Raw genomic sequence first — 14,939 nt, 5'->3', positions numbered from 1 at the left:
GTTAAACCTCCACTTCATAGGTATCCCAGATGTTTGCCGCAGCTTTTTCGTTCGTTTCTTCTTTGCCCTGCGAAATCAGCCGCTTATTTAATGCAGGCGGTGTTAAAGGATGGCGCTTGATTCGGCGTCCTTCGTCTTCCTGCCACGCTTCTACAATGACATGGGCGTTTGTTCCGCCGTCGGCAAAGCAGTTTATTCCTGCCGCCGGTATTGGTGACGGCCAGTCTGTCAGAGTGCGGCTAAACTGGATATTGGCCTTTTCTCTGTCGAAATGTGCAAGTTCATGCTCACCTGATAAAAACGGGATAAAGCTCTTTTCTTTCAGCATGAGCACAACTTTTATGAAACTTGCAATTCCTTCCGCACAAAGCGGGTGCCCGATGTTTGGTTTCACAGATCCGATTCCGAGCGGTCCGCCATCTGTTGTGCGGTAGACGGATTGAATGGCCTTCAGTTCTAATAGATCAGTGACGACCGTACCTGAACCGTTCGCTTCAATATGAGTGATGTCTTCCGGCCGTTTTCCGCTTTTTTCAAGAGCTGTCTTCATGACGGCCTTTTGCGCTTCAAGGCTCGGCGTAGCCGGACCCGCCGTTCTTCCGTCATTATTGACAGAGGCCGCCTTCACCACGGCATAAATGGAATCTCCGTCTTTAACGGCCTGAGACACGGTTTTTAAAAGAACCATTCCGACACCCTCGCCCAGTACGACTCCATCGGCGCGTTCGTCAAATACATGGAACGACTGCGATGCACTTAAAATGCCGCGCTGTTCAAACAATTTATGGGTTTCTTCAGATTCAAACAGGCTTACACCGCCGACAACGGCCGCTTTTATTTCTCCTGTTGCAAGGGCCTGCACGGCCATATTCATTCCGACTAAAGCAGAAGAGCAAGCCGTATCGAGGACAACACTCGGGCCGCGCATATCAAAATATTGAGAGAGATTTGCGGCCAAATAGTTCTGGCCCAGCGCGACGATCGGATTTTTCGCGTCCAGCAGTTTCTCTTCACCCGGTCTGTGCCGGCTCCGTCCGCCAAGATACACACCTATTGCCTCTCCTTTTATCTCATCCGGCGTATAGCCCGCGTGATACCACAGGTTAAGACATTCTTCCAGAACGGCCAAAGCTTGAGGGTCCATTGCCTTCACATCCTCTTCAGCCAGCAGAAAGAAATCCGGATCAAATTGATGAATTCCATCAAGCATTCCCGCGTAATAAGGTGTCTTCAAACCCCAACGCTCAGCCGGAACAGGACGGACGGCCGAACGGCCTTCAGCCAAAAGCGACCAGTACGCCTCTAAGGAAGCCGCCCCCGGAAACCGGCAGGACATGCCGACGACCGCGATATCTTCCCCGTGAATCTGTTTTCCGGCCGGCTCTTCTTCGGCCTTAACGGCTTGTGTTTCAATTACCGGCTCAGCCGGCGCCTTCATAACAGGCCCCGCCGCCATATCAAACAGATCTGACAAAACTTCTGTATATCCATCGAGAAGCCAATTTGCGAAAGATTGAATCGTCGGATATTCATACAGAATGGACGGGTCAAGCGATGCTGAGAGATTCCGATTGATCCGCTGCAAAAGCTGGGCAAGGATAATGGAGTCCACTCCGTAATCTTGGAATAATACGTCTGTCTCAAGCTGATCCTGGTCAATCCGCAGCTCTTCAGAAAATAATCCCGTCAGCCACTCTTCTGTTTTCTTTGTTAATTGTTCGTTGTCCGCAGCCGAATCAGCTGTTTTATTCGGTTTTACCGCAGCCGGACTTATCGGCTTATCCTGGCTGCTTTGCCGCATGAACTGCTCCGGTTTCCACAGCTTAGGATTCAAAACGGCCGGCAGCACAGGGCCTCTTGCTGATGCAAGAAGTATGCCGTCAAGAAGCTGTAATCCTTCTGCATTCGTGATGCTGTATAACCCGCTCTCTTTATAAGCTTTGTTCGTTACTTCGCCCATTCCGGTTTCTTTCCAGTTCGGCCACTGAATGCTTACGATCGGCAGCTGCTCTTTGTATGAGTTTGCAAAATAATCCATATACGCATTGGCCATGGCATAGTCGGCCTGTCCTGCTGAAAGCGCCGGTATCGCAGCTGACACGGAAGAAAACAGGACGAAAAACTTGAGCGGTTCACTGCTGAGAACATTGTATAACGCCTGAAGCCCGTCTACTTTCGGCTCGAGCACACGCTGTATATCCTCATCGGTTTTTCTGATGAATGCGAGCGTCTCTTTATCAGTCACACCCGCGCAGTGGATAACCCCGCCGATTGGTCCGAGCGTCTGTTTGATCTGATCCAGTTCTTGTCTCAGTCCGGCTTCATCCGCTAATGGGACGGACAATACCTTCACTTGTACACCTTTGGATTCCAAGTCGAGAACGGCATCAATTTTCGCTTTTACAGAATCCTGCACCCCATTCAGGCCGCCCGTCCACTCATGTCGCGGCGGAAGGGTCTCACGGCCGGTAAGCACCAGTTTTTTCACTCCGTAATGTTCGGCAAAATGGCGTGCGCATAAAAGACCGATCCCCCTCGTGCCCCCGCTGATCAGCAGCGCATGGCCGTGCGGAAAATCAATTCTCCCGCCTTTCATCTCTATGTTTTCTGAGGCTCTCAATACGGCACGGTAACGCACGCCGCCTCTTCGGCAAACTTCCGCATCATCAGTACGGGCATGAAACTCATCGGCAATTTGCTTCGCCAATATGTCGTCCGAAAGCGCTCCTTCAAGGTCGAGATGCCTTGATGACAGATGGCTGTACTCGTACGCCAGCATTCTGTACAGACCGGCCCGTTTTGCTCCTGTTATTTGATTGGCCTCTTTTTCTATTGACTCAAGGTCTTTCGTGACACAAAGCAGTGTCATTCCTTCTTTATGCCCATGCTCAATCAATTGCTGAAGCCAATTGATACCGGTCATGTCTTCAGAATCTTCTTTCGCTGCACCGAGGAGGTCGATGACTCCGTCAAACGCCTGCCAGTCATATTCACCGGTAAAGCCTGATGCGGTGATGATACGGTGATTCGGTATATGCGCTGCGATTTCTTCTGCGAGATTGATTGTGTCCCCGCCTGTCAAAATCGCAACGGGGCGTGTATACGGTGCACGCAGTTCAAGCGGGCTCTGTTCCCATTGTTTCGTCAGAATACGTTTGATCCGTTCCTCTGTATGGACCTTATTTTTATCAGGATTCTCAGGCACCCAATACGTGTCTTTTGCGAATGGATAAGACGGTAGACTGAGTAAACGCGGCGTGCCTTTTTCATACAGCCGGTTCCAATTCAACACGCCGCCTTTCACCCATACCTCTGCCAGCTTGGCGAATTTTCCTTTTCTGATCCAGGCGTCAATGACGATGTCCATATCTTCATCCGCCGTAAACAGTGCAAACGTATCTTTATTGCGGTGGGACTGGCCGGTATACAGTCCGGCGATGTTTTTCTCATTTTCCGTAAAAGCTTCCAGCTTTGTTTCCAATTCCGCCATCGTCGCTGCAAGAATGGCCAGACGCTCTTCCATTTCGTCTCTTCCGGTTTGCAGCGTATAAGCGACAGCCGCCAAGTCTTGATCTGTGTACGGCGTTTGGCGGATCGCTTTTTGCAGCTGCTGCGCCTGTTCAAACAGTTTTTCTTTTGATTTGGCGGACAGAAGGATGATCGCCGGGTTTTCCGGACCGTGCTCAGGCTGAGCGGTTTCTTTCGGAACATACTCTTCAATGACAATATGGGCGTTGACCCCGCCGATGCCAAATGAGCTGACCCCGGCCCGGCGCGGAATCGCATTTCCGTTTCTATCTTCCGCAGCGGTCCACTCCTGATTTTCCCGCACAATGTAGAAAGGACTGTCATCCAGCTGAATGTAGGGATTGATCGTCTCGCAATGAAGGCTTTTCACCAGCGTTTTGTGCTTCATTTGCAAAAGCACTTTCATGACGCCTGATACTCCCGCGGCAAGCTCTAAATGGCCGATATTGCTTTTGACCGAACCGATGCCGCAGCGGTGACCGGAGACTTCAGGCTCTTGATTTGTTTTCGCCAGCTCGTGAAACGCCGCTTTCAAACCGTTTATTTCAATCGGATCACCCAATTCCGTTCCTGTACCGTGCGCTTCAATATAAGTGACGGTGCTCGGGTCTACTCCCGCTTTCCGGTATGCTTTCACCAATAAGTCAGCCTGCAGTTTCGGATTCGGCGAGGTTAACGTATTCGCCCGGCCGCCGTGGTTTTCAGCCGTCCCGCGGATGACGCCGTAAATCGGATTTCCGTCCCGTTCGGCATCTGTCAATTTCTTCAGCATCAGAATGCCCGCGCCTTCTCCTCTGACATACCCGTTGGCGTCTTTGGAAAAGGTTTTGCATTTTCCGTCTTTGCTGAGCATGCCTGCTTTGCTGTAGCTGATATGCGCTTCTTCCGTCAAAATCGTATTGATCCCTCCGGCAATCGCCATGTCACATTCTCCGTTTTCTATGGCGGATACCGCCCGATGGATCGCGACAAGCGAGCTTGAGCATGCTGTTTCAATCGGCTCGCTCGGCCCGTGAAGATTTAACAGATAACTCAGACGGTTCGGACCTATGGAAGGAATCATGCTGCCTGTCGCTGCATGTCCTTCCGGCGCAAGACCTGCTCTTGTGAACAAATCTTTATAACCGGTATTTCCGGTTCCGATAAAGACGCCCGTATTTGTGCCGGAAAGGCTCTCCGGCTTACAGCCCGCATCTTCTATCGCCCGCCACGCATAAGTCAATAACAGCCGCTGCTGCGGATCTAAATATTGGGCTTCCCGCGGTGAAATTCCAAAGAACAGCGGATCAAATTCAGCTATTCCGTCGATAAAGCCGCCCCACTTGATATTCGTTTTATTCCCTTCAAGATTCGGGTCGCCACTAAACACTTCCCAATCCCAGCGGTCTTTCGGAATCGTTGTGATAGAATCTTTTCCTTCTTTCAGATTGCGCCAAAATTCCTCTATATCTTTTGCGCCCGGGAATCGGCCGCTGATTCCGACAATCGCAACCGGGTCAAAGCGGCGCGGTTCATTTGTCTCTGCCGCAGCGTGCATTACCGTCGCGAAACGCGTTCTTCGCTGCGTTTTCGGCTTATGGGCTTTTGGCTGCTCTTTTTTCGGCGTCTCTTTCTTCTTTTCGCCGAAACGGCCCGGGTGCTCTTTTGCCAAATATCCGGCCAGGCCGCTGATCGTCCCGTGCTCAAAGAAAATCGTCGGCGCCAGCTCCAGCTGATACGCTTCATTTAATTGATTTGTAAAGACGGTGAACGTTACCGAATCAAAACCGTATTCACTCAATTCCGTCTCAATCTCAATATCCTCACGGCCGACTTTTAAAATTCCGCTTACCATGTCTGTCAAAGCGGTATGAAGCATCGGAAGAGCTTCCTCTTCATCTTGTTTTTCTTCCGGCTGAGAAGGAGAGCCGGCATCCTCATCTGTCAAATATTCCGCTAAACTGCGGACCGTGCCGTGCTCAAAGAAAATCGTCGGCGCCAGCTCCAGCTGATACGCCTCATTTAATTGATTTGTAAAAACGGTAAATGATACAGAATCAAAGCCGTATTCACTCAGCTCCGTATCGATATCAATCTCGTCTTGGCTGACTTTTAAAATCGAACTGACCATTCGGATAAGCGAATCGCGCCATTTGCCTGATGAAACGGCTGATACAGGCTCTGCCGTCTTCTCCTGCTGTTTGTCAGCTTCAGAAATGGATAGAAACGTCTGTTTCAATTTTGCCTTGTAGCCTTCAGCTGCTAAAATTTGCGGCTTTTCCTGAGCCAGACCTTCATAGAATGCAGACAGGCCGGCCGCCTTTTGAAGCGGAACCATGCCGAAAGCTTTTTTCATCATTCTCTCCGTCTCGTCTCCCGCCTGCATACCGCCGTCTTTCCACAGCGTCCAGTTAAAGGCGACCGTTTTTCCGTGCCGCAGGCCATTCTCCGTAAGGGACTGCCTGAAAGCGGCGTACGCATCCATAAACGCGTTGCCGGCGGCATAATCAGCCTGCCCGACATTGCCCAGAACGCCGGAAACACTGGAGAACAATACGAAAAAGTCAAGGCTGCAGTCTTTGCTGGCTTCATCTAAATAAGCGGTGCCGATCACTTTCGGATCCAGCACTTCCCGGAATTCTTCCTTCGTTTTTTGCAGCAGGAAGCGGTCTTGTATCACGCCCGCAGCGTGAATAATTCCGTTAAGCTCCCCGAATTCCGCCGTAATCTCTTTTATCAGCGCCTCATTTTCCCGCCGTTCTGCCGCATTCAGCTTTTTCCAGACGACATGTGCGCCTTCATGTTGAAGCATGGCGATTTCACGCTGTTTGGCTTCTGTCACATTTGAGCGGCCGGTCAGAATGATCTTCGGGTGTTTTACGCGATCAGTGATTTCTTTTGCAAACATCAAACCTAAGCTTCCGGCGCCTCCGGTAATCAGGTATACGCCTTCGTCCTTCCAGACGGGTCCGCTTCCTGCAGGATGCATTTCTTCCCAGGCCTTCACATACCTTTTTTCTCCTTTATAACGGATGTGTTTATCATGCGGCCGATGACTGTCGTTTTTCAGTTTTTGAGCGACAGCAGGTATTTTGCCGATTGAATCTATTTCGATGAGCTGACAGTCAAGTTTTCCGTATTCCAGCTCGGCTGTTTTTAACAAACCTGTTAATCCGGCAAACAATTGCTGGCTGCCGTCTGCTGAAATAACGGTCTGGATCAGAATGCGGCCCTGCCTTTTTTCGCTCATAATCCGCCGGATGTGTTCAGCGATCATCTGCGCATCGGTTTGGAAGCGTTCAGCGGCTGTTCCGCCCTCACCTTCCGCAATCAGCAGTTCGGCGTCTTTCAGGCCGGATGCCGCTTCATCTTTTAGATGAACTGCATCTTCACAAAGAATGATCAAATGCTCATCAGCATGGACAGAAGCTTTCTCGGATGCCGCAGCTTCTTTCCACACCGGTGTAAACAAGACCTTTTCCGAGCCGGATGGCTGAGCCGATTCTGCATCGCCTTCAAGCACTCTCGTAGAGAAGCCTCTCACCTTCACGCAAAGCGCTCCTGTTTCGTCGTACAGGTCAATGTCGGCTTTCTGCACGGAATCACCGGTTTGATATCCTTCGCTGAAGCGTGCATGCGCCCGCATAGTCGGCGTGCACGCTTTGATGACTTCAAGATATTCCAGCGCAAACGGCAGAATCAGCTTTTGTCCGGAAAACTCCTGCATAATGCAGATCGTGGCCGTCTGAATAGCCGAATCAATGATGCTCGGATGAAGCGTAAATTGTCCGTTCGTATGAAAAACAGAATCCGGAAGCTGTATGGCAGAAAGCACTTCTCTTTCACCGATAAAGGCGGACTTAATGCCTTGGAAGGCTTTTCCGTGGAACATCCCCCTGCTCCTGCCTTCCCGATAAAAGGCCGCCGGATCAAGAATGTTCGCTGTGCACCTGCTTTGTATGGCAGAAAGGTCTGCCTCAGGCTCTCGGTCTGCCTTTATGATTTCAGCCCGCCCTTGGCTGTGCAACACTTCTTCATCGTCAGCGTTTACGCTGTAAATGTCATACGAGATGATGCCGTCTTCTTCAGGAAACAGCGCAATATGGACTTGGCGCTCTTGTTCGTGAACGACGATCGGTTTCATCCAGACCGTATGATGGAGCGTTATTCTGTCTTGGTCCTTTAATAAGCCGCCAAGCGCCCGTTTTACCGCTTCATAAGACATTTCCAAATACGCCGCTCCCGGCAGCACCGCTTTTTCTCTGACCACATGATCCTTCAGGAAAAATTCAGAGCCTGTAAACCGTGAGCTGAACCGCTGAACGGCCAAGTCTGACGTGTTTTGCTGCACGAGCGGGTGTAAAACAGAGATTCCGGTGTGTGCGGCAGATGTTTTCGTTTCAGCTTTTTTCGGCCAGTACGGTTCCTTTGCAAACGGGTAGACCGGCACACTGATCCGCTTCGGATGCTTGTCTTTGTAAAGCTTGTGCCAATTGATAGCGACACCTTTACTCCACATTTCACATAGCTTCGAACCTTTTCCTTTCGCAAGCCATTTCTCAATGAGTTCAGCGCTGTCATCATCATCAGAAAGCCAGGCGATGTCTTTTGCCTGCTGTTTTTCTCCTCTGAAGCAGCCTGTTACAGCCGGCTTATCATTGATAAACTCGGCAAGCTGCCGCTTCAGCTCCGCAGCGCTGCTTGTGATAAAGGCCGCACGCTCCTCCATCGCTTCCCTTCCGACTTGGAAAGTGTAGGAAATATCCGCAAGATCGGCGTCCGTTTTTGCATCGAGAAAAGCCAGCAGCCGTTTTGCGTACTCCTTCAGACGGTCTTGTTTTCTGGCAGACAGCGGAATAATGTACGGACCGGTCCATTCTGCTGCTTCAGACACCTCGGGGTATTCTTCAAAAATCGCATGTGTATTTGTTCCGCCAAGCCCGAAAGAGCTTAAAGCCATGCGGTGTGCTGTGTTCTCACGGGTTAACTCTTTTTTCCCTTCCGCAACGTAAAACGGAGAGTCTTCTAAATGAAGATGAGGATTCGGCTCTTTGTAATTGATGCTCGGCGCGATTTCCTGATGATATAAACTCATGACAACCTTGATGCAGCCCGCCATTCCGGCGGCTGTATCTAAATGCCCAAGATTTGTTTTGACTGAACCGATGCCGCAGTATTGTTTTTTATCTGTGTATCGGCCGTACACAGATTGAAGCGCGGACAGTTCGATCGGGTCGCCGAGTTTTGTTCCCGTGCCGTGAGCTTCAACGTACGCGATCGTTTCAGGATGGATGCCCGTCTGATCGATGACCTTCTGAATGACCTCAGCCTGTCCTTTGACGCTCGGCGCGTAAAATCCGACCTTATCCGCTCCGTCGTTATTGACGCCGATTCCGCGCAGCAGCGCATAAATATGGTCGCCGTCCCTAACGGCATCGGACGCTTTTTTCAAAAGCACGGCACCGGCCCCTTCACCGCCGATCATTCCGTCAGCAGCCGCGTCAAACGCTTTAATATGCCCGTCGCTTGAAAAATTCAGCCCAGGCTGATGAACATACCCGGCACTTGATTCCGTATGAAGGGTCGCACCGCCGACAAGGGCGTACTTGGCTTCGCCGGACTGCAGGCTTTGAAAAGCCGAATGCAGGCCGATTAAAGAAGATGAGCAGTTGGCATGGACAAAATAGCTCGGCCCTTTCAATCCGAGTTTATGAGAAATCATCGTCGGAATCGTCCCGCTTTGGGCAAGAACCCATGACACATATCCATCAGGCGTTTCCAGCTGTGCTGTCGTCTCCTCCGGCAGCAGGCTGCGGTAAGAGTTGGCGCTTGCAGACATATACACGCTTGTTTCCGGAATGTCTGTTGAGACATATCCCGCATCCTCAATCGCCTTCCATGAATGGAGCAAAAGCATTCTCAGCTGAGGATCCATATATTCCGCATCTTTCGGTGAAAAGCCGAAGAAACCCGGATCAAACATTTCTTTTCCTTCTAAAACGGCTTTAGCCGGGACGAAGCCGGGATGATCAGCCAGTTCTTCAGAAACACCGAAACGGCGGAGCTCCTCTTTTGAAAAGAAGGTGATGCTTTCTTTGCCTTCTTTGATGTTATTCCAAAACTCATAATGGTCTTTCGCTCCCGGAAACTCACAGGATATACCGATAACCGCGACGCTTTCTTCATAATAATCGGGAAATTTTCCCGTCAGGTTTTCGCGGTTTTCTGCATTCATTTTCTTTTCTGATACAGATGCAAAAACGGTTTCTTGCGGTTTTTGTTCAGCGATATACCGGCTGATGTCTTTTACCGTCGCGTATTCAAACAGCTCCGTCACACTGAAATCACAATCCAGTTCCCGCGACATCCGGTCAGTGACAGTTACGGCAAGGAGCGAATCCCCTCCCGCATCAAAAAAGCGGTCATCAAGCGCTATGTCACTGCTTTTTAATACGTCCTGCCAAATCGCAAGCACCGCCTGCTGAATATGAGATGAAGAAAATGTTTTTGTTTCCGGCTTTTTCTCTGTCAAATCGCGCGCTGCAAGAAGCTTACGGTCAACTTTTCCGTTCGGCGTAAGCGGCAGCTCTTCAAGACGGACAAAGGAAGCTGGCGCCATATAGGCCGGCAGCGCTTGTTTCAAATGCCTGCGCAATTCCTTTGAAGACGGAAGCTTCTCTCCGTTTTTCAGGATATAAAATGCGCAAAGCTTTTCATTTCCGGAGTGATTGTTTACAACAACAACGCTTTCCTGTACGGCCGGATGGGCATTCAGCCGGCTCTCAATATCTCCGGGTTCAATCCGGTAGCCGCGAATTTTGACTTGGCTGTCCATCCGTCCCATGTATTCAATGCGGCCGCCGGGAAGAAAACGCGCCATATCGCCTGTTTTATAAAGTTTTGATCCCTGTTCCAGCCGGTGGCTGACAAAGGCTTTGTCCGTCAGCTCAGGCTTGTTGAAATACCCTCTTGCCAATCCGTCTCCCGCAATACAAAGCTCTCCCGGCACCCCTTCTAAAACAGGGTTGAGGTTGGAATCCATCATATACACACGGGTGTTGGCGATCGGGCGCCCGATCGTAAGCGCGCTCTCATTTTCCGTTATACGCTGCACCCCGGACCAGATTGTCGTCTCTGTCGGCCCGAACATATTCCAAGCCTCACTTTTCGTATCGAGAAACTGCTGCTTCAATTGCTCGCTAAGCGCCTCACCGCCGCAAAGGATTTTCACCTTTTCTTCATTTGTCCATCCGGAATGAAAGAGCATTTTCCACGTAAACGGCGTCGCCTGCATGATCGTCGGTTTGTACTCCTTAATCAGTTCTTTCAGCTTCCGGGCATCTTTTGTGACTTCTGTCTTACAGATATGGCATTCCGCTCCTGTGATTAAGGGAAGGTACAGCTCCAATGCCGCGATGTCAAAGCAATATGTCGTGACGGCAAGCAGTTTATCTTCGGACGAAAGCCCCGGTTCATGCGCCATCGAGATCAAGAAATTGGTCAGCGCCCGATGCGGAATCATAACGCCTTTCGGTTTGCCCGTGCTGCCCGACGTGTAAATGACATACGCCAGGTCTTCAGGCGTCACCAGCCGTTTCAGCGCCATTCTTTCCCCCGCGGTCTCTTCAATATCAGACCAATCCCGATCAATGGCTGCTGTCTGCACGCCTCCCCAGTTCAAAGAGTGCTCTAAATCAGCTGTCGTCAGGCACATTGAAATCCTGCTGTCAGCAATCATATATTCCAATCTGTCAGCGGGGTAAGAAGGATCAAGCGGCACATACGCTCCCCCGGCTTTTAAAATGCCGAGAAGGCCGACAGCCATATGCAATGAACGATCTGTATAAATGCCGATGAGATCATCAGGCCCCGCGCCGTGCGCCTGCAAATAGAGCGCCAGTTTCGTGCTTTTTTCATCAAGTTCACGGTATGTCAGTTTTTGCTTTTCATACACAACTGCACAGGCATCAGGGGTTTCTGCCGCCTGACGTTCGAATAATTCATGGAAGCAGGCATCCGGATACTCGCGGCTTGTCTCATTCCAAGTCTTAAAAATCTTTTGCTCCTCTCTTTTTGTCATGAGAGAAACATTCTCAAGCGGCATATCCGCGTTTGCAGTCAAAGATTCTGCTGCCTGTACAAATTGGTTGAAAAGTCTGGCTGCCCCGGCTTCATCAAATAATTCAGTGCTGTATTTAATTGTAAGATTCATGCCCGATGCTTCTTCCCACATCTCAAATACAAGATCATATTCCCCTTCCTGATGAATACCTTTTACAAACTCACAGGAGAATTCCTTGTATTCATCAAGCATCGATTGATAGCTTGAATGCTGCAAAAAATTCTGATAGAAAAAAGCATTAGTGAAAATAGGCGAACCGTTCTGCCGAGGTGTCGCATGAACATCACGCACCATTTTCGGAAACGGATAAAATGAGTGATCCAGTCCATCCAAAACCGCATCCTGCACCTTTTGAACAAAGTCAGCAAATGTTTCTTTCCGTCCGGCTCTGCTCCGTATAGGAAGCATGTTGAGGAAATGGCCGATCACCCCGTCAAAGCGTTCTTCCGGTCTGACCATTGCAGGCATGCCTGTCACAATATCTTCCTTATCCGTATACCTGCTTAAAAGCACCATGTAGCAGCTCAGCATGACGGTGGACAAATGAATCGAACGCGTTGCGGCAAATGCCGTGACGTTCTTCAGCAGCCGTTCAGGAAGCCTGCGTGTCAGCGTGTCTTCTGTAAACTCCGGAGCACTGCTGTCCGTGCGCATCGGCGGAAGCTGAAGATCGGGCAGGTCGCCTCCGAGCTGTTTCATCCAGTAAGCGCGGGCTTTCTTGCTTTCCTCACTTGCCAAGTACCGCTTTTCCCAAACCGCGTAATCTGAATGTACGGAAGCACCAGCTGTAAATTCTTCTCCCTGCAGCAGCGCCTGATAGTGATCCAGCAGACTGTGAATAAATGTAATGGATGAAATACCGTCAAACACGATATGGTGAATGACCGTTAAAAGATAATGTTCCGAGATGGATTTTGAAAGCAGCTGCACACGCAGCAAAGGCCCGCCTTCTTTGACAAACGGCTCTTTCACTTTTTTTCGTATCAGAGTTGATATTTGTGATTCATTGACGTCAGAAATATCTTCTTCCGAAAATACAAAAGGATCAGCCGCTTCTGCGAAATAAAACCCGCCGTCTGTTTCCTTTACGGCGCTTTTGAGTATCGGGTGCTGTTTTAATACAAGCTGAAACGCCTGTTTCAGTTTCTCTTTGTCGATTTCTGATGTGAATCGGAAACAGAGCGGGACATGGTATGCAGCCGATTCCGGCGACATTTTCTGCAATGTCCACAGCCCTTTTTGAACTTCTGAAAGCGCTGGCGCCGTTTGTTTGCTCTCCCGTTCTGCCGGCGGTTCGGCTTTTGCCGGGTGTTGGTCAGCGGACATGCTTGCCGATTTTTCAGCAGTATAAGCGGCTAAAGCGCCAATCGTCGGGTTTTTGTGCAGCTCTCTTGCCGTCAGCCGGATATGATACATTTTTTCGATTGATCTGGCGAGTTTCATCATCTTAATCGAATTGACGCCAAGACTTTGAAGCGGTGTATTTGAATCAACAAGTTCATCCGCGATGGAAAGTTCCTCTTTCAGAAAGCGGATAAAATCCCGTTCAATTTCTTTCTCTTTAGAAGCTGATTCCGAAGTGCCGTCTTCTTGCCCGTTATTATGTAATGAAGCAAATTGCCCTTGTTCGAATGAATGTTTCAGCTGGGTGCGCTGGATTTTCCCGATCGCCGTCTTAGGAATGTCTTCTTTTGCGACCGGAAGCAGATAATCAGGGGTGACGCCGATTCTCTGTGTCACATGCTGGTGAATGTGATGAAGAAGCTTCGTCATGCGGCTCTCATCCAACGGAACGGATGTCACAAAGAAAATCGCCAGCTCATCTGTCGTGCTTTGATTCGGCCGGACGGCGCATGCCGCTGTATATGATGTTTCGATTTCCGGTAATTCCTCAACGGCTGATTCAATGGCGTGGCTGTAATAATTCACACCGTTGATAATGATGGCATCTTTCGTGCGGCCCGTTATCGTCAGACGGCCTTCCCGCAGAAATCCGAGATCTCCCGTTTCAAACCAGCCGTCTTCTGTAAAGACAGTCTCATTTAAGTCCGGCCGCTCATAATATCCGCTCGTCACAGTCAGACCCGACACTTGGAAGCGGCCGATTTCTCCTTCTTCCACCACCTGATTGCGGTCATCCGCAATTCTCATATTAAACCCCGGAATCGGCAGACCGATCTCCACGAAGCGGTCGTCATCACTCGTGTTTTCCAGCGTGAATTCATCTGAGAAAATAACCCCTGAAGACGTTTCAGACATTCCCCATGCGGGACGGATGGCATTAGCCGGCAGACCGTGCGGCTCTAAAAGTTCCATAATTCTGCGTCCGACTTTCGCAACCGCGGCCTCCCCTCCGTTCAGCATATAACGCATGGAGGATAAGTCCCATTTCCGCGTTTGAATCTCTTCTGCGAAATCGGCGAGGAGTCCGAAGGCAAAATTGGGCGCCCACGTGACCGAAGCACGGTAATGATCAATCAGATCGAGCCATTTTAAAGGGTCCATCAAAATGGATTCACTCGGTATGTTGATTTCTTCACACCCGAGATAAACATCACGCAGATGAAGCATTCCGATGCCGCCGACATGGTCAAAAGGCATCCAGTTAAACGTGACATCCTCACTTGTATAGCCTTGCATCTGAATATTTCCTTTGACCATGCAGACGACGTTTTCATGGCTGAGCATCACGGCTTTCGGCGTGCCCGTGCTTCCCGAGGTCAACAGCAGCATCGCCAGATCTTCCGGACGGGGATAATGGCAGTCTGTATCCATTTCATGCGCGGAAAGATCTTCTGCCGCCAAAGCGCAGAACCCAGAAAGCTCCTGATCCTTCGCCCATTCAGTCATCTCCGTCAGCACTTCACGGCTTGTGATGACATACGGCTGATTCAAAAGCGTCCAAGCGTCTTTCAGTTTTTGCGTCCCGCTGTTCATTTCTGTATAAGCCGGAGCGGCCGCAAGCGGAACCGGGATCGCTCCTAAAAAAACACAGCCCCAAAAGGCAGGAATCAGCTGAGAATTGTCACTGAGCTGTAAAATGACTTCATCATGGGCTTTCACGCCTGATTGGCGGAGTCCTTTCACAATCGAAAGAGCGATCTTTTTCAAACCGCTGTAAGTCTGATACACTTCGGTGCCGTCAGGCTGTATATATGTGATGCCCTTTTGATCATTCGCTGCGGCGGCGGTTTTATGCAGGACTTCAGGAATCGTCATCGGCTGATCCGCTGAAAGCCGCAATGATTTTCCATAGCTGACAGATGGCTTGAGTAACCCGCTTGCCTTCATATCACTTTTCATAGAGCTG

At 50.1% G+C, this 14,939-nt stretch carries 1 protein-coding gene; it reads right to left on the bottom strand.

Annotation, left to right across the window (positions count from 1 at the left end):
• Position 1 precedes the first annotated feature (1 nt).
• A complete protein-coding gene (locus AADZ70_RS04535) occupies positions 2–14,932 on the bottom strand; it encodes an amino acid adenylation domain-containing protein (RefSeq protein WP_342007783.1) in 14,931 nt (4,976 codons plus the stop codon).
• Positions 14,933–14,939: the final 7 nt, after the last annotated feature.

This window comes from Bacillus sp. YBsi01 (genome assembly GCF_038406745.1).
GTDB classification, from domain to species: Bacteria; Bacillota; Bacilli; order Bacillales; family Bacillaceae; genus Bacillus; species Bacillus siamensis.
The sequence above is the reverse complement of the archived record's forward strand: the minus strand, read 5'-3'. Positions and strand labels throughout refer to the sequence as shown.

Bases quoted from the DNA above. Each gene is read 5' to 3' on its own strand.
- AADZ70_RS04535 (WP_342007783.1), bottom strand. From the start codon at position 14,932: ATGAAAAGTGATATGAAGGCAAGCGGGTTACTCAAGCCATCTGTCAGC.